This window comes from Emticicia sp. TH156 (genome assembly GCF_002855535.1).
GTDB lineage: Bacteria > Bacteroidota > Bacteroidia > Cytophagales > Spirosomataceae > Emticicia > Emticicia fluvialis.
In genome coordinates, this window is sequence record NZ_PKRS01000002.1 from 290,703 (window position 1) to 311,064 (window position 20,362).

17 protein-coding genes are annotated in these 20,362 nt (G+C 42.7%); 12 read left to right on the forward strand and 5 right to left on the reverse strand.

Going from position 1 to position 20,362, the window contains the following annotated elements; genetic code table 11:
• The first annotated feature begins 9 nt into the window (after positions 1–9).
• The 3 genes from C0V77_RS05200 to C0V77_RS05210 all read left to right on the forward strand — a co-directional run bounded on the left by C0V77_RS05200 (position 10) and on the right by C0V77_RS05210 (position 2,258).
• Complete coding sequence (locus C0V77_RS05200; RefSeq protein ID WP_101725270.1) at positions 10–207, forward strand: hypothetical protein; 198 nt, start codon at positions 10–12, stop codon at positions 205–207.
• Between the two features lie 22 nt (positions 208–229).
• Positions 230–1,000 (forward strand): TIGR02757 family protein, encoded by a 771-nt coding sequence (locus C0V77_RS05205; RefSeq protein WP_101725271.1) that lies wholly within the window; start codon positions 230–232, stop codon positions 998–1,000.
• A gap of 73 nt (positions 1,001–1,073) precedes the next feature.
• A complete protein-coding gene (locus C0V77_RS05210; protein WP_229236201.1) occupies positions 1,074–2,258 on the forward strand; it encodes an acyltransferase family protein in 1,185 nt (394 codons plus the stop codon).
• Between the two features lie 155 nt (positions 2,259–2,413).
• Here the strand turns inward: C0V77_RS05210 and C0V77_RS05220 are convergent, their stop codons facing one another.
• A complete protein-coding gene (locus C0V77_RS05220; protein ID WP_229236202.1) occupies positions 2,414–3,478 on the reverse strand; it encodes a zinc dependent phospholipase C family protein in 1,065 nt (354 codons plus the stop codon).
• A 47-nt stretch (positions 3,479–3,525) separates the two neighbouring features.
• On the opposite strand from C0V77_RS05220, the gene C0V77_RS05225 reads away from it, so the two are divergent.
• The 6 genes from C0V77_RS05225 (at position 3,526) to C0V77_RS05250 (ending at position 8,565) form a co-directional block, all read left to right on the forward strand.
• Positions 3,526–4,512, forward strand: a complete 987-nt coding sequence (locus tag C0V77_RS05225) for an alpha/beta hydrolase (protein ID WP_101725273.1) — start codon at positions 3,526–3,528, stop codon at positions 4,510–4,512.
• 345 nt (positions 4,513–4,857) lie between these two features.
• On the forward strand, positions 4,858–5,271 hold the full coding sequence (locus tag C0V77_RS05230) for a Dabb family protein (protein WP_101725499.1): 414 nt from the start codon (positions 4,858–4,860) through the stop codon (positions 5,269–5,271).
• A 214-nt stretch (positions 5,272–5,485) separates the two neighbouring features.
• Positions 5,486–5,740: a 30S ribosomal protein S20 gene (gene rpsT, locus C0V77_RS05235; RefSeq protein WP_101725274.1), complete on the forward strand. Its 255-nt coding sequence runs from the start codon at positions 5,486–5,488 to the stop codon at positions 5,738–5,740.
• A 92-nt stretch (positions 5,741–5,832) separates the two neighbouring features.
• On the forward strand, positions 5,833–6,513 hold the full coding sequence (gene radC, locus C0V77_RS05240; RefSeq protein ID WP_101725275.1) for a RadC family protein: 681 nt from the start codon (positions 5,833–5,835) through the stop codon (positions 6,511–6,513).
• A gap of 63 nt (positions 6,514–6,576) precedes the next feature.
• Positions 6,577–8,196 carry an ABC-F family ATP-binding cassette domain-containing protein gene (locus tag C0V77_RS05245; protein ID WP_101725276.1) on the forward strand — a complete coding sequence of 540 codons (1,620 nt, stop codon included), beginning with the start codon at positions 6,577–6,579 and terminating at the stop codon, positions 8,194–8,196.
• 84 nt (positions 8,197–8,280) lie between these two features.
• Complete coding sequence (locus C0V77_RS05250; protein WP_101725277.1) at positions 8,281–8,565, forward strand: rhodanese-like domain-containing protein; 285 nt, start codon at positions 8,281–8,283, stop codon at positions 8,563–8,565.
• A gap of 317 nt (positions 8,566–8,882) precedes the next feature.
• On the opposite strand, the gene C0V77_RS05255 is transcribed toward C0V77_RS05250, so the two are convergent.
• The 4 genes from C0V77_RS05255 to C0V77_RS05270 all read right to left on the reverse strand — a co-directional run bounded on the left by C0V77_RS05255 (position 8,883) and on the right by C0V77_RS05270 (position 14,838).
• Positions 8,883–10,046, reverse strand: coding sequence for an NRAMP family divalent metal transporter (locus C0V77_RS05255; RefSeq protein WP_101725278.1), 1,164 nt, complete (start codon positions 10,044–10,046; stop codon positions 8,883–8,885).
• 184 nt (positions 10,047–10,230) lie between these two features.
• Entirely contained in the window at positions 10,231–13,104 is a 2,874-nt protein-coding gene (gene gcvP / locus C0V77_RS05260; protein WP_101725500.1) for an aminomethyl-transferring glycine dehydrogenase, read from the reverse strand.
• A gap of 407 nt (positions 13,105–13,511) precedes the next feature.
• The gene (locus tag C0V77_RS05265) at positions 13,512–14,417 is read right to left on the reverse strand and encodes a sugar phosphate isomerase/epimerase (protein ID WP_101725279.1); all 906 of its coding nucleotides are present in this window, start codon (positions 14,415–14,417) and stop codon (positions 13,512–13,514) included.
• A gap of 103 nt (positions 14,418–14,520) precedes the next feature.
• Positions 14,521–14,838 (reverse strand): low molecular weight protein tyrosine phosphatase family protein, encoded by a 318-nt coding sequence (locus C0V77_RS05270; RefSeq protein ID WP_101725280.1) that lies wholly within the window; start codon positions 14,836–14,838, stop codon positions 14,521–14,523.
• A gap of 619 nt (positions 14,839–15,457) precedes the next feature.
• Between C0V77_RS05270 and C0V77_RS05275 the strand changes: the two genes are divergently transcribed.
• The 3 genes from C0V77_RS05275 (at position 15,458) to C0V77_RS05285 (ending at position 20,357) form a co-directional block, all read left to right on the forward strand.
• Positions 15,458–17,104 carry a TldD/PmbA family protein gene (locus C0V77_RS05275; RefSeq protein WP_101725501.1) on the forward strand — a complete coding sequence of 549 codons (1,647 nt, stop codon included), beginning with the start codon at positions 15,458–15,460 and terminating at the stop codon, positions 17,102–17,104.
• Between the two features lie 23 nt (positions 17,105–17,127).
• Complete coding sequence (locus tag C0V77_RS05280; RefSeq protein ID WP_101725281.1) at positions 17,128–18,444, forward strand: TldD/PmbA family protein; 1,317 nt, start codon at positions 17,128–17,130, stop codon at positions 18,442–18,444.
• A gap of 272 nt (positions 18,445–18,716) precedes the next feature.
• Positions 18,717–20,357 carry a TldD/PmbA family protein gene (locus C0V77_RS05285; RefSeq protein WP_101725282.1) on the forward strand — a complete coding sequence of 547 codons (1,641 nt, stop codon included), beginning with the start codon at positions 18,717–18,719 and terminating at the stop codon, positions 20,355–20,357.
• Positions 20,358–20,362: the final 5 nt, after the last annotated feature.

A 20,362-nucleotide genomic window follows, 5' to 3' on the forward strand; every position in this document is an offset into this window, starting at 1 on the left:
TGTTATTTCATGCAGCATCACGAACCGCCAGAAAATAATACCTCATCGCCAGCAGAGGCTTCGTCTAAAGACAAAGTCTGGACGTTCTTCTTTGCAATTATGTATCCTGTTATTACTTTGTTCGGTCTTTTGTTTACAGGTATCGTAGCTGTTTTCTCGGCTATTTCTCGGGTTCTGGTGTTTCTTCTGCGCCTTATCAGAAAGTAGGCGCATAACTTTATGTAGTAGTATGACCGGATACATCATAGATTTGCTGAACGAAAAGTACGAACAATTTAATGCTCCCGGATTTATTCCTAACGACCCCATAAGCATACCACATAAATTTACTGTTAAGCAGGATATTGAAATCATGGGCTTTCTGGCTGCCACCCTTGCCTGGGGGCAACGCATAACCATTATCAACAAATGCAACGAGTTGATAGATTTGATGGATGGCGCCCCTTATGATTTTATCCGTAATCATCAGGACACAGACCTGAAACGATTTCTTTCTTTTAAACACCGCACTTTCAATACCACAGACACCCTGTATTTTATTGAATTCTTCAAAGATTTCTACAAAAAGCATACATCGTTAGAAGAGGCCTTTGCAGGTGGCATTACACCCTTATCTGTTGATACAAAAGCCGCGCTTGAAAACTTCCGGAAGGTATTCTTCAGTCTGGAAGATTTCCCTGCCCGTACCAGAAAACACATTGCCACACCAGCCAAAAATTCTTCATGCAAAAGAATCAATATGTTTTTGCGCTGGATGGTAAGAAAAGACAATAAAGGTGTTGATTTTGGCATTTGGAACAAAATATCGCCGGCACAACTAGTTTGCCCCTGCGATTTGCACGTAGAGCGCGTTGCCCGTAAACTGGGATTAATAAGCCGCCCCAAAGCAGACTGGCAAACAGCCATAGAATTAACCGGTAATCTAAAGCTGATTGACCCGAACGACCCGGTAAAATATGACTTTGCATTATTTGGTTTAGGAGTTGAGGGGTACATGTGATAATAATATCAGTATTAAAGGCTGAGTTATTCCGGAAATTTATATTTTTACCTTCCTATTCAAACCCTTTTCTATGACCACCACTACTACTCCGCCTCGCCTGGCGTCGGCTGATGTTTACCGCGGCTTTGTTATGCTGCTCATGATGGCCGAAGTACTTCGTTTTCATAAAGTTTCAGAGGCTTTGCCCAACAGCTCTTTCTGGGGTTTTGTAGCCGCCCAGCAAGACCACGTCAGTTGGGTGGGGTGCTCACTCCATGACCTCATACAGCCCTCGTTTTCGTTTCTGGTTGGTGTTGTGCTTCCTTATTCGGTAGCCAGCAGAATGAGCCAGGAGAGTAGTTTCGTAAAACTATTCGGCCGGGCATTATGGCGCTCATTGATTCTGATTTTACTGGGCATATTTCTGCGTTCTCAAAGGGCAGAGCAGACTAACTTTACCTTTGAAGATACGCTTACACAAATAGGCTTGGGGTATCCTTTTTTGTTTCTGCTCGGCTTTGCTTCTAAACGCGTGCAAATTGGTGCATTAGTTGTTATACTGGTTGGCTACTGGGCTGCTTTTGCACTTTACCCGTTGCCCGATGCCAATTTTGATTATGCAAACGCCGGAGCCATAAAAGACTGGGAACATAATCTGACAGGTTTTGCTGCACACTGGAACAAAAACACCAATCTTGCCTGGGCGTTTGACCGTTGGTTTCTGAATCTTTTTCCGAGAGCAGAGCCGTTCCTGCATAACCGGGGTGGCTATGCAACGCTTAGTTTCATACCCACTTTAGGCACTATGCTTTTGGGTTTAGTTGCCGGAAATCTGTTGAAATCTAACAAAAAACAACAGGATAAATTAAAGATATTCATCATTCTTGGTGTTTCAGGCCTTGTGCTGGGGTTGTTTCTGAATTGGTCGGGTATTTGCCCGAATGTAAAAAGAATCTGGACACCCACGTGGGTTCTTTTCAGTGGTGGCTGGTGCTTTTTGTTACTATCTTTTTTTTATTGGACAGTAGACATTCTTCAAAAACGTAACTGGTTTTTTATACTTACCGTTATAGGTATGAACTCTATTGCTGCCTATGTTATAGCTGATGGCTTTAACTCTTATGTCTCTTCATCGCTGAAAATTCATCTGGGGCAAAACTACGCTGCCATTTTTGGCGAACCTTACCAGACACTGGTGCATGGATTTCTGATACTGCTGATTGATTGGCTGATTCTGAGATGGATGTATAACAGAAAGTTGTTTATAAGGATTTAATGCGAATCAAAAAAGTACCCTTCTTGGCCCTCCCCGACCATGGGGAGGGAGTATATAACCTGCTTCCTTATGTTGGGGTAACCGCACCACTTAGGGGCGAGAGTGGGTTTCAAGGCTGCATTAAATTCGGAAAGTTTGACAAAAAATGTATTACATTAATTATCGCTTTCATTTCTGGCTTCAAATAATTGTTTAAGCCATAGTTTTTTTTCTTCTTCCTCTTCTTTTGGGCTCGGTTCATATTTTTTAAATCCATCCAAATTGGGCTGGCCCGCATCAACCCAGCAGGTAAACCAGAAATCACCAATCATTTTTATAGAAGCCCGCATTTGCCGTTCTATCTGATTTTTCAGCATTGTGTGGTATCTGGCAGAAAAAGCTCTTGAGTAAACGCGGGTAGTAACATTGTTTACCTCTTCAAAACTGTATTTTTTGTCTTCAGAGAACTCATTGCTCAACCCTTTCTCAATAATCAGCACGGAGTCCAGGGCTGTGTGAGCCGTTATTACTGCCTGCCAGGCTCTTTTGTCGGGTTGCTCTTCATAAGTTGCCTGCCCCAGCATCAAATCATAGTTTTCGGCAAATAATACAGGCAATCGACTCTCCCAAAGGCCGTGTATTCCAACCTGATTAGTTAGTTGGCCATTGTAATTACGGGTGGTATGCAAAGGCACATGCGCATCTGCAATATAATGCCCTAAATCTGCCGAAAGGCTTAAAATACGTTTAACATCTTTTTTTCTGAAAGCCTCTGTCAGTTGATACTTTATGGCATTAATGTGCCAGGGAACAATGCCATGAAGGTAAAGTGTATCTTCTCCCACCCTTTCAACAGCTTCTTTCCATGAATACGCTGGCAGTCGATTTCTTACAGAATCAGCATAATTGTCTAAATCTATAAAATGGCGGGGAGCCTCACGAGGCACAGCATAACGTCTGCGGTCGGCATTGACAGCATTTGCTGCTAAAAAATCAATATTGAGTTTGTAAAAGCCGAACATTTCAGGCGGAAGCATAAACACCGCCAGCCGGTTAATGCGCTGATGCGCAAAAAAGCCCCATAGTTTGGATTGGCCGGAACGGCCATCTTTCGGTAATTCAGGAACGATAACCGCAGAACGCGCCAGACCGGCGTTAAAAACAAATACCAGCCCGGCTACCGCCAGGCCTTGTTTTAAATAACTATTTAGTCTTGCAAAAGCTTGTTTTATTTGCTTCATTAGCAACAGTTTAATTATTGCCCTAATATTATACGTATTTCATTAAAATGAAAAGATTTCTGATTTTCTTTTACTTCATTGCTGTTTCTGCCAGTGCACAAGACCCACTGAAGGTTTATACAATACCTGCATTTAAAACGCAGGCAGGTAAAACCATAGCCAACTGCAAGCTGGCTTACCGTACTTTTGGACGCCTGAATACCAGCAAAAGTAATGCAATATTGTGGCCAACCTGGTTTGGCGGAAAAAGCCAGAATCTGATAAACCATGCAGGTAGTACCATTGATACCACCCGTTTCTATCTGATTCTGGTAGATGCGTTAGGGAACGGTGTTTCCAGTTCGCCGTCAAACACGGCAGACTTTCCTGATATTACAATTCGCGATATGGTTAACGCAGAGCATGCACTGGTAACACAAAAACTGGGCATTAATCATTTAACAGCTGTTATGGGTATATCGATGGGTGGTATGCAGGCTTTTGAATGGCTAACAGCGTACCCGGACTTTATGGATAAAGTGATACCCATTGTGGGTACCCCCAGACAATCTTATTATGACCTGTTGCTCTGGAAAACCGAATGGAACATTATTGAACAGGCCGGCCAAAAACCGGAAGACAGAAAAAATGCCATGCGCCTGGTGGCGGCAGTGCATAATCTGAACCTGGCCACCCCAGACTACTATGTGCGCACTGAAAAAGCAGAAAACGCAGATCAGAAAATACAGAAAATGGGAGACGATTACATAAAAAACAATGACCCGGAAAATTGGATTTGCCAGATAAAGGCGATGTTATCGCAGAATATTTATCGTACCTCAGGGATACCCCTGTCTGAAATGCGCAATTATGTAAAGGCCAGAGTTTTGGTAGTAGTGGCCACCAGAGACGAAATGGTAAACCCGGCTGCCGCCATTGAGTTTGCTAAAGCCCTGAATACTGAATATTTGGAATTAACCGGAGACTGCGGGCATATAGCAACCGGATGTGAAGGTGAAAAGCTCAAAAATGCACTGAAAGCGTTTTTAAATTAACCCAAATATTATTTTAAATTAATTGAAAAACACCTGAAAAGAGACTTTTCACTCAAAAAAGGCCGAACATATATTTTTCCTTTAAAGAATCTCAAATTTACAACCTGCCAGTTTGAGTTTTTTAATTTTTAGAAAAAAAACAACAAAAATTAAAACGCATTAAATCAGATTCTATATTTTATTCAGATTTACCACATTTCTCCAAAATCATTTAAAACAAAATATTATTTGGCAATAATACAAAAATATAAAATCAATAAAATATTTTCTAAAAAAAATGCAACTATTTTGTTTAATTTCCGTTATATTTGCAAAGTATTACAAAATATTATTCGGAAAAGACATATGAGTTCTATACAGAAAAAATCGCTTTTAAGATATTTGATGCCTGCAATTGCCTTGGGCGTATTTGCATTTTTAATGGTAGCTTATGGCTCGGCATACACGCCGCCAAAAGCCCAAAAGCAACGCATTGTATGTTTCAAATTCAAACAAGGTACCTCTCAGGAGGCTATCAAACAACACATGCATCAGTTTCAGGAATTGAAACGCGAACTACCTGAAATAGTTAGTTACTCTGCAGGAAACACCCTTTCTGAAAAAGGTGAAAATGCAGATTATGATGTATTACACTATCTGACTTTCAGAACTGATAGTGAAATGGAGAAGTTTCGTGAGAGTGCCCAATACAAAGCTTTTGAGAAATCAAATGAAGCTAACTGGGAAAAAGTTTTGGTTATTAACTCAGAGATAAAATAATTTTAGCTCTGGTATCAAAGAGATAACAGAAAAAGTACGCCATCAGGTGTACTTTTTTTATTTATGAGAGGCTTGCAAATAAACGAATGCAATAAATACAGTAGCGCAAAGGCATATTTTTATAGTTCTGTTTTGTTATTATTAATAAAATTTCTATTTTTGCACCCTCAATTGGATTTCTACCAAATAAGAACAGACAAATTATTACAATAAAATGGCAAATCATAAGTCGGCATTAAAGCGTATTAGAGCAAATGAGGCAAAACGCTTGAGAAATCGTTACCAACACAAAACAACCCGTACGATTGTTAGAAAACTACGTGGTCTTTCAGATAAAGTAGCAGCATTAGAGTTGTTTAAATCAGCGGCTTCTATGTTGGATAAACTGGCTCGTAAGAACGTTATCCACAAAAATAAAGCAGCAAACTTAAAATCTGGTTTAGCGAAACACATCAATTCGTTAGCGTAATTGATTGAGAAACAATATTTTGCTCATGGAAACAACTCCGTGGGCATTTTTTGTTTAGTATTGTTAAATTTTTTAATCGATACACTGCTGTGATGAACAACATACTTTCCTGGGCTGAAGAAGACCGACCAAGAGAAAAACTGATATTGAAAGGCAAAGCCGCGTTATCAGATGCAGAATTGATTGCTATTCTGATTGGTTCCGGCACCAGAGAGCTTTCAGCCGTTGATTTATCAAAAGTTATCCTCAACAGCGTTGGAAATAACCTGAACGAGTTGGCTAAACTGAGTATCAACGACCTGATGAAGTTTAAAGGTATTGGTGAAGCCAAAGCCATATCTATTGCCGCAGCGCTTGAATTAGGCAGACGCCGCAAGGAAAGTGAGGTACAGAAAAAAGCCAAGGTAACATCTTCTTATGATGCCTACCAGGCTGTTCGCCCATATCTGCTTGATTTATCGCATGAGCAGTTCTGGGTTTTGCTTCTCAACAGGGCCAATGGAATCATCAGACCTGTGCAGGTAAGTGTAGGAGGTTTGGCAGGCACAGTGGCTGACCCCAAAATAATTTTTAAATGTGCCATTGAATACCTGGCCTCAGCCATTATTCTTGTCCATAATCATCCATCAGGGAATCTGACACCCAGCCAGGCAGACAAAGACCTGACACGAAGGGTAAAAGAGGCTGGCCGACTGCTGGACGTACCCGTACTTGACCACCTCATTTTTGGAGATAACGGGTATTTCAGCTTTGCAGATGAGGGTATATTTTAAATGCGGTAAACTGATTTCACGTCCATTGATTGAATCTGACATTATAAATTTTATTAGAAATAAATGCTTACTGTTTCAAATATTTCGCTTCGCTTCGGAAAACGTACGCTTTTTGAAGAAGTAAATTTAAAATTCACACCCGGCAACGTGTATGGCCTTATTGGTGCCAACGGAGCAGGGAAATCTACCTTTGTAAAGATACTTTCGGGTGAAATTGAACCCACTACCGGCAATGTAAGTATGGACCCGGGTGAACGGATGTCGGTTCTGAAACAAAACCAGAATGCTTTTGACGATGAAACCGTATTGAACACGGTTATCAGAGGTAACGAACGCCTTTCTGAGATTATTCTGGAAAAAGACGCCATTTACGCCAAAGCTGACTTCACAGAAGAAGACGGTAACCGGGCGGCTGAGCTTGAGGCTGAATTTGCTGAAATGAATGGCTGGGAGGCAGAATCAGATGCCGCCTCTTTGCTATCAGGCCTGGGTATTAAAGAAGAGCTGCATTACTATACAATGGCTGACATGAACCCGTCAGACAAAGTGAAGGTATTGTTAGCTCAGGCATTATTTGGTAACCCGGATATACTGCTACTTGACGAGCCTACCAACAACCTTGACATTGACTCTATCTTATGGCTGGAAAACTTCCTGATGAATTTCAAGAATACCGTTATTGTGGTATCTCACGACCGTCACTTCCTCGACAACGTGTGTACCTACATTGCCGACCTTGACTTCAAAAAGATTACGCTATATGGTGGTAACTATTCGTTCTGGTATGAATCAAGCCAGTTAGCAGCACGCCAGAAGGCCGACCAGAACAAGAAAGCAGAAGAGAAAAAGAAAGAACTGGAAGAATTTATCCGTCGTTTCTCTGCTAACGTGGCTAAGTCTAAACAGGCTACTGCCCGTCAGAAAATGATAGAAAAACTGAATATTGAAGAAATTCAGCCTTCGTCGCGCCGTTATCCTTATATTGGGTTTAAACCGGAGCGTGAAGTGGGCGACCAGATACTATTGGTTGATAACCTGAGTTATCAGCTGGAAGACGGCACTTATCTTTTCAAAAATCTGAGTTTTCAGGTAGCCCGTAACGAAAAAATTGCGTTCCTGAGCAAAGACGGCTTGGCCGTATCGGCTCTTTTTGATATACTGATGGGTGAACGCAAACCTTCAGGTGGCACTTTCAAATGGGGTATAACCATTACTAACAGCTATTTGCCGAACGATAACGCCAAGTATTTTGCCAATAATGACCTTGACCTGGTAGATTGGCTGCGCCAGTATTCTACCGAAAAAGACGAAACTTTTATCCGTGGGTTTCTGGGCAGAATGTTGTTCTCTGGCGAGGAGGCTCTGAAAAAATGTACGGTACTGTCGGGCGGTGAAAAGCAGCGTTGTATGTTCTCGAGAATGATGCTTTCGGGCGCCAACGTACTACTTTTTGATGAACCAACCAACCACCTGGACCTGGAGTCGATACAGGCGCTTAACAAAGGTATGGAGGATTTCGCGAGCAATATTCTTTTTGCCTGCCATGACCATCAGTTAACGCAAACCGTAGCAACCAGAATTATTGAGCTGACTCCTAAAGGTTGCCTGGATAAACTGATGGATTTTGATGATTACCTTACAAACGAGAAAGTAAAAGCACAACGTGATGCGCTATATGCTTAATTTAGTTTAAGCGAAAAATAATTTATACCCATGCCCTGAGATAGTATTTGAAAGGCATGGGTATTTCTGTAAATTAAACACAAAATGGCTGATTTTACCGAAATATCACAAAAAGACCTGGAATCTTTAAGAAACCGGCCGGCAACATTGTTTCTGGATGTAAGAGAGGTATGGGAATTTGCTGATTTTAACATCGGAGGCCAGAATATACCCCCACACGAAATAACGGAGAAGCTGGACGAACTGAGCAACTATGAGACCATCATTGTGGCCTGCTCTAATGGCACCCGAAGTAGTATTGTGGCTCGTCTTTTAGCTAAAAAATTACCCGCAAAAGAAATATTGCACCTGGAAGAAGGCATCTATTAAAAAAGTATCAATAAGCAAGGTTATTACTTATTGATACTTATACATTAATTCACAATCATTAATAATTTCTGTCCTTCTTTACAAGCCACTTCCCAACTGCATACGCAAGAACCATTAATACTACGAAAAAAAGAATAGCAACCCAGGTTGGATATTGATAACCGAACATATTCGTTTTTATTTTAAGTTTCTACCCCACAAAAATACAACAAAAACCCATAAATGCAGGCTGTGTTCTATAAAAAAATCAAAAAAAATATATTCATTTTTTTACGCCCTGCGCTTTATACCTGTTAATACTAAGTCAATCTCTTTTTTTAAATAACAGCCTTAATAGCCATAACCAGCATGGCAGCCACCACCAGCCAGCCAATTATCTGTAAAAAAACTGAGTGCCTGTATGCGCCCATCAGCCTGGTTTTACGACTTGCCATAAGAATAATGCCCAACCCAACCGGCAGAATAAAACCATTGATGGTACCTACCCAAACCAGAATGCTTACGGGCTTGCCCACGCCTACAAAAATCATGGTAGAAAAAACAATAAAACCAATGATAATATGCCTGTTATATTTTTCAAAAAAAGGATGAAAAGTGCGTAAGAACGAAACTGAAGTATATGCTGCCCCCACAACTGAAGTAATAGCGGCGCTCCAGATAACAACTCCAAAAAATTTATAGCCCAGATTGCCCGCAGCACTTTGAAACACCGACGCAGCCGGATTATCTGCATTGAGACTGAAACCTGCCGATACGATACCCAACGAAGCCAGAAACAGCAGATACCGCACAACTGCAGTAACCAGAATACCCGTTGTAGCGCTTTTGTTTATCTGCGGCAGGCTCTCTTCGCCGCTTACTCCGGCATCTATCAGGCGGTGTACTCCCGCAAAAGTAATGTATCCGCCTACTGTCCCTCCTACCAGTGTGATAGTCGCCAACGCATCAAATTTCTGAGGGATAAGGGTTCTATGAACCGCTTCCAGTAATGGCGGCTGAGCAACAAATACTACATAAAAAATAAGTATTATCATAACCAGGCCCAGAACCCGGGCAAAGTTGTCCATCACTTTGCCTGCCTCTTTCGACAAAAATATGCCAATAGCCAAAGCCGCGCTGATAACAGCCCCTATCCTTACATCAATACCCAAAAGTACCTCAAAGCCCAAGCCTGCCCCGGCTACGTTACCAATATTAAAAGCAAGGCCACCTATCACGATTAAAACCGCCAGCAAATAGCCCAGCCCCGGAAACAAATCATTGGCTAAATCCTGGGCTCTTTTGTTACTCACTGCCACCACACGCCAGATGTTCAGCTGAGCCGCCACATCCAACAGAATTGATAACAAAATAACAAAGCCAAAGCTTGCCAGCAACTGCCCGGTAAAAACGGTGGTCTGTGTTAAAAAGCCCGGGCCAATGGCAGAAGTAGCCATCAGAAAAGCCGCACCTGTGATGGCACCTTTGTTTTGTCTGGTCATGGTTGAGGTATTAAGATTCGGTTTTTACCTATCATCAGCATAGGTTTTAATGAACCAAAGTAATTATAATTATAGCATCTTCAAATCTAATCAAACAATTAAGCAAAAGAGCGTATCACAAAAATTATGTAACACGCTCTTGTTATTAGTATGAACCCTGAATGATTGATGTTGAATGAGAATTTTATCCCTCATACTCCTCAACCGGAGGGCAGGCACAAATCAGATTTCTATCACCATAAGCAGAATCAACACGGCTTACACTTGGCCAGAATTTATCAGCTTTTACATAAGGTAACGGGAAGGCCGCTTTCTCTCTGCTGTATTGTTTATCCCAGGTTTCAGCTAAAACAACCGATGCCGTATGCGGTGCATTTTTCAATACGTTATTTGCTTTATCGGCAATGCCCGCTTCAATTTCAGCTATTTCTTCTCTGATAGTCAGCAACGCATTGCAGAAACGATCCAGCTCGGCTTTAGATTCTGATTCAGTTGGCTCAATCATTAAAGTACCCGCAACCGGAAACGAAAGCGTTGGTGCATGGAAGTTATAGTCCATCAGACGTTTGGCAACGTCTTCTGCCTCTACTCCTGCCGATGATTTGAACGGACGTAAGTCTACAATCATTTCATGAGCACAACGGCCATTACTGCCAGTGTAAAGAATCGGGTATTTATCAGCCAGGCGTGCTTTAATATAATTGGCGTTCAGAATGGCGTTTTTGGTGGCATTGGTTAGCCCTTCTGCACCCATCATGGCAATATAAGCGTAAGAGATAGTAAGGATACTGGCACTGCCATAAGGCCCTGCCGAAATAGCATGTACACCCTCATAGCCAGATACCGGCACTACTTTATGATTAGGCAGGAATGGCACCAGGTGTTGTGCCACACCAATTGGCCCCATACCAGGGCCACCGCCACCATGCGGAATACAGAATGTTTTATGTAAGTTGAGGTGACAAACGTCTGCCCCAATAGATGCCGGAGAAGTAAGCCCCACCTGTGCATTCATATTGGCGCCGTCCATGTAAACCTGTCCGCCATTGGCATGTACAATTTCACATATTTCTTTAATAGACTCTTCAAACACGCCGTGCGTTGACGGGTAAGTAACCATCAGACAAGCCAGGCTGTCGGCATATTGCTCTGCTTTGGCTCTCAGGTCTGCCACATCTATATTACCTCTTTCATCACATTTGGTAACCACCACCGTCATACCAGCCATTACAGCTGACGCCGGGTTGGTACCATGTGCCGAAGACGGAATCAAAGCTATATTGCGGTGTACTTCTTCTCTGCTTTCATGATAAGCACGGATAACCATCAGACCGGCGTATTCTCCCTGCGCACCAGAATTGGGCTGCAACGACATTTTTGCAAAGCCTGTAATGGCACAAAGCCAGACGTTCAGTTCTTCAAACAACTGCTGATACCCTAATACTTGTTCTTGCGGTGCAAATGGGTGCAGTTGCCCGAACTCCGGCCAGGTAACCGGAATCATTTCGGCAGTGGCATTTAATTTCATGGTACAACTACCGAGTGAAATCATCGAATGCACCAAAGACAAATCTTTGTTTTCTAATGACTTCAGATAACGCAGCATCTCGTGTTCGGTATGGTAACTACTGAATACCGGATGGGTCATAAACGCAGAAGTGCGGTTCAGGCTTGGTGCAAAAACCACATCTATTTCAGACTTCAGATTGATGATGGTTTCTTTACCATTGGCCTCTGCAAAAATATTCAGCAATTGTGCTACATCGGCCAGTGTTTTGTTCTCATCAAAAGAGATGCTCACATTACCCTGTTCTAAATAGCGGAAATTCACCCCCTCTCTTTCTGCAATGGCGCGTAGAGTTGCGCTGTCTTCAGTATGAATAGTAACTGTATCAAAAAAATTACGGGTCAATAACTGATAGTCGAGGCCTTCTATTGATTCGGCAAATAGTTTTGCCAGACCATGTACTTTACCGGCTATGTTTTTAAGGCCTTGCGGGCCATGATAAATACCATAAGCAGCAGCCATAACAGATAGTAAAACCTGTGCTGTGCATATATTAGAAGTGGCTTTTTCGCGACGTATGTGTTGCTCACGGGTCTGTAATGCCATGCGCAACGCACGATTGCCCTGTGCATCAACAGATACCCCGATGATACGACCCGGTATCTGACGTTTGAAAGATTCTTTGGTGGCAAAAAAAGCGGCATGTGGCCCACCATAGCCCATAGGTACGCCCAGCCTTTGTGCTGAACCCACCACCACATCAGCGCCCATTTCGCCCGGAGGTGTCAAAAGCGTCAGTGCCAGTAAATCGGCAGCAACAGCCACGGAGATATTCAGCTCATGGGCTGCAGTAATGAGGTCAGTATAGTCATACACCTCGCCGTTGGTGGCAGGGTATTGCAATAAAACACCGTAGATATCTTCCTGCGTAAGGTCGAAGGTTTCATGGTTACCTACCACCACAGTAATACCCATAGGTTTGGCCCTGCCTAACACCACATCAATGGTTTGCGGATGGCAAAGCTCTGACACGAAGAAAGTATTGGCGTTTTTCTTGGCAGCAGGGCGCACGTTGTGCAGCATAGCCATGGCTTCGGCAGCGGCAGTACCCTCATCTAATAATGATGCATTGGCGATTTCCATACCGGTAAGGTCAATTACCATGGTCTGGAAGTTCAACAGCATTTCCAGACGCCCCTGCGCTATCTCTGCCTGATACGGTGTATATGCCGTATACCATGCTGGATTCTCCAGTATATTTCTCAGAATCACGTTGGGTACTACGGTGTCGTAGTAGCCTGTCCCGATATAAGATTTAAAGATTTTGTTCTTTTGAGCCAACGCTTTAAAATCGGCCAGAAACTCAGCTTCAGATTTAGCTTTTGGCAGATTTAGTGGTGATTGCAGACGAATCTGCTGCGGTACAGTCTGGTTGATGAGTGTGTCCAGTGAATCGACACCGATAGTTTTCAGCATTGCCTGCAAATCGGCCTCGCTTTTGCCATGGTGACGGCTCTCAAAGGACTCTTGCGAATTGAGATTTATTTTCATCGGGATTTTTGATGTGTTTAAGAACGCCCCGCTGTTGCGGTAAATGAACCAATGCTGATAAAACAACAGGTTCATTCCTGATTGTTCTGCAAATATAATAAATTTAAAAAATAGTTGTTGAAACAAATTATTACAATAGCAGATAATTTTTTGAATAAAAGTTTAATTTGGTCTCGGTTTTGCCTGATTGTATTTAAATTATTAGATAAAATATCTACTATCTTGGTAGAGTTTAGATAAAGTAGCGGCAGACAGTTAAAATGTGCGTTTATTGTTTTTTCCAGAAGGGTATTGACGGTTAAAAATAAATAACAATCAGCCTTTGGTAAGAATCACTACTGTAAAACGAATAAAGGAGGCACAAGTGCCTCCTCATTTATCTTAAAATTTTTAAAAAGCTGATAACTTTACTTATACCCCCATTTATTCAATATCTGAATATCTTCTTTAATGGTGTCAATCGGCGCTTTGCCCTGATACGACTCCTGCTCAACAATAAAGTGAGTGGTGCCTCCGATTTTTCTGCCCAGGTCAAGCACTTCTTTAACGCCGATAATTCCGGTACCCAGAATCGTACTTTCATATTTTTCGTTGGCACCTGCAACGGCAATTTCATCTTTTACGTGCATCGATTCGAAACGACCCGGGTATTGTTTCAGCAGTTCAACGGCTCTTCCGCCACCGCCGTACATATTGCCTATATCCAGCTGTTGTACCACCAGTTTAGGGTCAGTATTCTGGAGTATAATATCATACACTTTCACGCTGCTCAGTTTCAGGCTGAACTCAAAATCATGGTTATGATACCCAAATTTCATACCCGACTTCTGGCACAGTTCACCAGATTTATTAAACACATCCATGAAGCGTTTCAGGCTGTCCAGGTCTTTACGCAAGCTCACATCCAGCCAGGGGCTTATTACATATTTCTGTCCACAGATGGCAGCATCTTCTACTGTTTGTTTCCACAAATCAGTAAATTCACCTTTGGCTTCATCCCAATGTTGTTTGCCCATTACAGTATGCCCGCTAGGCATTTTAAGGCCCAGATCGTCTAAAACTTTTTTAAACTCAGTGGCAGAGAAACCATAAAACTTACGGTTAACATAATTGGCGTGTTCTACATTCCTGTAGCCCATTTCGGCCACTTTTTTTAAAGTACCCAATGGGTCTTTCTGCATATCAGTGCGCACTGAATACAACTGCACCCCAACAATTTCATTTTTCTTTTTGCCGGCAAATAATTCATGAGATAAGGCCGTGGAAGCGGCAAGCGCCATAGCCCCTTTTTGCAGGAAGTCTCTTCGTTTCATAGTTTACTTATAGGTTTTAAATAGATGCCGGAAGTTTCCGTCTGGTTGAATTTTTAAATTTAATACAATGCCGGTAGATATGTAATATAAAATATTAAAATTTTCACAAATAAGGCAAAACTGCTTTTTTCAGCGACAGCACCAGTTCTTCGTCCATAAACTGAAATTCATCGGGTATATCAAGCACTATCATAGGTTTGTCATGAACTATGTACGGAAACTTTTCCTGAATCCTGATGCAGTGTTTTTTCTCCATCACAAAAATTATATCTGCCCAAAGTAAAAGTTTTTCATTGATTTTGATTCGGGCAGATGGCTCAGTACCGGCGGATTTTGCCTTATGCCCGGCATAATTTTTAAAGATGGCCTCTGCCGTGGGGCTTCTCCATTGGTTTCGGCTACATACAAAAAGGAGATTCATGTTACAAAAATATTAATGGCAAGTAAACCAAAAAATATTAAATTTTAATCATTTCCAGGCAAGATTAGCAATGCGGCCAGCCCGTCAGTACCAAACAAGAAAGAAATAGGCTGGTATTTAATTGAACCATTCTGAACAAGATTTGTCGGGCCAGGGTTTAATGAAGAAGTAAATTGCGATTAAAGCCAACTAATTTGACCGAAAATAAAAATCCGGAGGTCAGCAACCTCCGGATTTCACAATAAAAACATCTATAAACAGTATCTCTACTGATAAAAACCTACCTGTTGGTTTTACAATACAAAAGTAGGTACTAATTTTCATTTTTGCAACAATGTTGCAAAAATAATTTTATAGCATAAACCCTCCCAAATAGTAATTATACGTTTCGGTTAGTCGCTAAAAAACAATCTTTTGTCGAGCATAAGCCAAACTATGCGTATTTTTATCTATTTTTAAAAATCATTTTCCCAAAGAAAATTTTAATCTGCCCATGCAAATGGCTCTGGATTTAACCCATAACGGGCAAAATTCAGGAGATAAATTGGTTAGTGTGCAGTTTTTTTTCATTTTTACATTACAGTATTTCATCTTTCAAACTTCAATCGCTCACCCAATTATGAAAAGACGGGATTTTATCCAATTGTCCGGTATGGGTCTGGGGGCTATGGTGGGTTCAACCATACCTGTTTTAGGTAATATCGTTCCTGTTGAACAATTACTAGAGCCCAAGGCTGACGCCGCCGCAAAAAAGAAAATGGCCGATGTGGCACTTAATGCCGCCAAAGCCAAAGGAGCCACCTATACCGATGTGCGTATAGGCCGGTATCTGCAACAGTACCTCTTTACACGTGAAAATAAAGTTCAGAACATTGTCAATGCCGAATCGTACGGTGTCGGCATCAGGGTAATAGCCAATGGTACCTGGGGTTTTGCCGCCACAAGCGACGTCAGCAGCGCAGGCATTGCCAAATGTGCCGAAACCGCCGTTGCCATTGCCAAAGCCAATGCCAAAATACAAACTGAGCCCGTAATACTGGCGCCACAAAAAGGTGTGGGCGAGGTAACCTGGAAAACCCCGATCAAGAAAAACGCTTTTGAGATTCCGGTTCAGGAAAAAATAGACCTGTTGATGAAAGTTAACAGCGAAGCCATGAAAAACGGAGCAGGCTTTGTAACTTCTAACCTGTTTTTTGTGAACGAGCAAAAATACTTCGCTTCTTCTGACGGCTCATATATCGATCAGGATGTACACCGCATCTGGCCTACTTTTACCGTAACTGCCGTAGACAGACAAGCCGGTAAATTCAAAACCCGCGATGCCATCAGCTCACCAATGGGTATGGGCTATGAATACCTGGACGGTTTGGCCAGTGAGAAAATTCCCGGGCCAAACGGATTAGTTGGCTACCGTAATTCTTACGATATGGTTGAAGACGCCATTAACGCAGCCAAACAGGCCAAAGAAAAAATGACTGCGAGGTCTGTACAACCTGGTAAATATGATTTGGTACTTGACCCTAACCACCTGGGCCTGACCATCCATGAGTCGGTAGGCCACCCCACAGAGCTTGACCGTGTTTTAGGCTATGAAGCCAACTATGCCGGCACCAGCTTTGCGACGCTGGACAAGTGGAAATCGAAAAACTTTAACTACGGCAGTAAACTGGTAAATATTGTGGCCGACAAAACCCAACCCTATACACTGGGAACCGTAGGATATGACGACGAAGGCGTACCTTGCAAAGAGTGGGATCTGATTAAAGATGGTATTCTGGTAAATTACCAGGCCATAAGAGACCAGGTGAATATACTTGGCGAAAAAGAATCGCATGGCTGTTGTTATGCCGACAACTGGAATTCGGTTCAGTTCCAGCGTATGCCAAACGTATCGCTTCGCCCGAGCACAAGCAAGCTGAACGTAATGGACATGATTAAGGGCGTTGAGAAAGGTATTTACATCATTGGCCGCGGCTCTTACTCTATTGACCAGCAACGTTACAACTTCCAGTTTGGCGGACAACTTTTCTACGAAATCAAAAATGGTGAAATAACCGGAATGCTTGACGACGTAGCCTACCAGTCAAATACTCAGGAATTCTGGAACTCATGCACACAGATATGTGATAAGGACGATTACCGCACTTTCGGTTCTTTCTTTGACGGCAAAGGGCAACCATCGCAGGTAAGCGCTGTGTCGCATGGTAGTTCTACTACCCGTTTCAATGGTGTAAATGTGATTAACACCGGCAGAAAAATTGGTTAACCAAACACAAAAGAACATCAACAATGGCTATATTAACAAAAGAAGAAGCTAAGAAAATAATTGACAAGGTATTGGCCTTCTCAAAAGCTGACGAAATGAGTGTGGCCCTTACCGGGCGTCGCACGGGCAATATTCGTTACGCACGCAATACAGTTTCTACAAGTGGCGAGTCAACCGACTTATCGCTGGCTGTCACGGCAGTTTATGGCAAACGTAGCGGAACATCAACTATCAATGAGTTTGACGATAAATCGTTAGAAAAAACGGTTCGCAGGGCAGAAGAGATAGCCAAACTGGCACCTGAAAACCCTGAGTATATGCCTATGCTAGGGCCGCAACAATACCTGGAGTCAAATACTTTTGTGCAAAGCACGGCCAATATTGACCCTGCGTTCAGAGCGAAAGCGGCTTTCGACAGCATTGACCCCTGCACCAGGAAAAACCTCGTAGCGGCCGGTTATCTGGAAGACACCACCGGCTTTTTTGCAACAGGCAACAGCAAGGGTTTATTTGCTTATAACAAATCAACCTCGGTAGACTTCTCAATTACAGTACGTACGGCCGATGGCCTTGGTTCAGGCTATGCTATTAAAGATTATAACGACGTATCGAAACTGAATACCAAAGCAGCTACTGAAGTAGCCATGCAAAAGGCCATTGCCTCAGTTTCGGCACAGGCATTAGAGCCGGGTAAATACACGGTTATTCTTGAGCCCGCAGCTGCAGTAGACTTACTGCAAAACATGATGCGCAGCTTTGATGCCCGCAGTGCAGATGAAGGCAGAAGCTTTCTGAGTAAAAAAGGTGGTGGGGTGCGATTGGGCGAAAAACTTTTTGATGAAAGAGTAACTATATATTCTGACCCGACGAATCCGGATGCACCTACGTCAGGCTTTGCCGGAGACGGCCGGGCTCAGGAAAAAGTAACCTGGATTGATAACGGAGTGGTGAAAAACCTGACCTATTCAAGATTCTGGGCTGATAAAAAAGGCGTTAGAGCCGTGCCTCCACCATCAGGATTTATTATGGCCGGCGGAACACAGTCTTTAGCCGATTTAATTAAAGGCACTGAAAAGGGGATTCTGGTAACGCGTTTGTGGTATATACGAGCCGTTGACCCTCAAACATTATTGTACACTGGGCTTACGCGTGACGGAACTTTCTATATCGAGAATGGAAAAATCAAATTCCCAGTAAAAAACTTCCGTTTCAACGAAAGCCCGGTTATCATGCTAAACAACCTTGAAGCCATGGGTGCGCCGGTACGAATAAGCGGAAACCTGATTCCTCCATTAAAAATCCGTGATTTTACCTTTTCGTCTCTTTCAGACGCGGTATAAAATTTTACCCTGCCATGCCCCTCTCCTTTTTCGGGGAGGGGCTCTGGTTTATTTATGCGCAGGGTTCACCATCCAGTAACAAGCTACCCAAGCAGGTAGCTTAACGCGCGGTTTAATGCTACAATTAACAATTTTTAACTATCCGCTAAGCCATTTATTAGCCCGTTTATCAAAATCCCCACGAATCGGATATCCATGAAATCATTTTAATTCTTACTTTTATAGTCCTGAACAAATATTCTATCACTCACAAATTAAAAACTGAAAAAGCTTTGAAAAGAAGAGACTTTATCCAATTATCCGGAATGGGCTTCGGAGCTATGATGCTACCCAATATTCCGCTTGTGGGCAATACTGTTTCGCAAGAAGCCCTGCTGGACGGCGGCATAGATGTAGCCGTAAAAAAACGTTTAGCTGATGCCGCCCTTAATGCTGCCAAAGCAAAAGGTGCTACCTACACCGACATCCGCATTGGCCGGTACCTCAATCAGTTTGTTGTCACGCGCGAAGACAAAGTGCAGAACATTGTCAACACCGAGTCTTATGGGGTTGGTGTGCGAGTAATTGCCGATGGTTGCTGGGGATTCGCCGCCGTAGTTGACGCTAAAAGCGAAGCAGATACAGCCAGAGCCGCAGAAGAAGCCGTGGCCATTGCCAAAGCCAATGCCCGGCTAATGAAAGAGCCGGTACAACTGGCACCTCAAAAAGGCTATGGCGAGGTTAACTGGAAAGCACCTATCAAAAAGAATTCGTTTGAAGTACCTATTAAAGAAAAAGTAGATTTATTGCTGAGTGTAAACGATGCAGCCCTTAAAAACGGCGCCAATTACGTTAACTCGGTGCTATTTATGGTTAATGAGCAAAAATACTTTGCTTCATCTGATGGCTCATATATAGACCAGGACATCCACCGTATATGGCCCATTGCTGCGGTTACAGCCATTGACCCCAAAACAGGCAAGTTTGAAACCCGCCAGGCATTAAGCGCCCCAATGGGTATGGGCTATGAGTATTTACAGGCTAATCCGTCAGATAAAGTAATAGGTGTAACCACCCGCTATAATAAAGGCTATGATATGCTGGAAGACGTAACCGCCGCTGCCAGACAAGCCAAAGAAAAACTAACCGCGAAATCGGTTGAGGCAGGCAAGTATGACCTGGTTCTTGACCCTTCACACTTGTGGCTAACTATCCATGAGTCGGTAGGCCACCCTTTAGAGCTTGACCGCGTCCTGGGTTATGAAGCCAATTTCGCCGGAACCTCATTTGCTACGCTGGATAAATGGCAAAGCAAAAATTTCAACTACGGTAGTAAAGAAGTGAATCTTTTTGCAGATAAAACGCAGGTCGGGTCATTAGGAGCAGTCGGTTGGGACGATGAAGGTGTACAAACCAAACGCTGGGATTTAGTGAAAGACGGTATTCTGGTAAATTATCAGGCCATCAGAGACCAGGCACATATTATTGGCGAAAAAGAATCGCATGGTTGTTGCTATGCAGATAGCTGGTCTTCGGTGCAGTTCCAACGCATGGCCAATGTATCTTTGGCACCGGGTAAGGCTCCGCTATCTGTTGAGGAAATGATAAAAGACGTAAAGAAAGGCATATATATTATTGGTGACGGGTCTTTCTCAATAGACCAGCAACGCTACAACTTCCAGTTCGGCGGACAATTGTTTTATGAAATTAAAGATGGAAAGATTGAAGGTATGTTGAAAGACGTAGCCTATCAATCAAACACACAGGAGTTCTGGAACTCATGTGTGAAGATTTGCGACGAAAAAGATTATCGTTTGGGAGGTTCGTTCTTCGACGGCAAAGGGCAACCTTCGCAGTCAAGCGCGGTATCTCATGGTAGTTCAACTGCTCGTTTTAATGGGGTTAACGTCATTAATACAGCACGTAAAATCTAATTTAC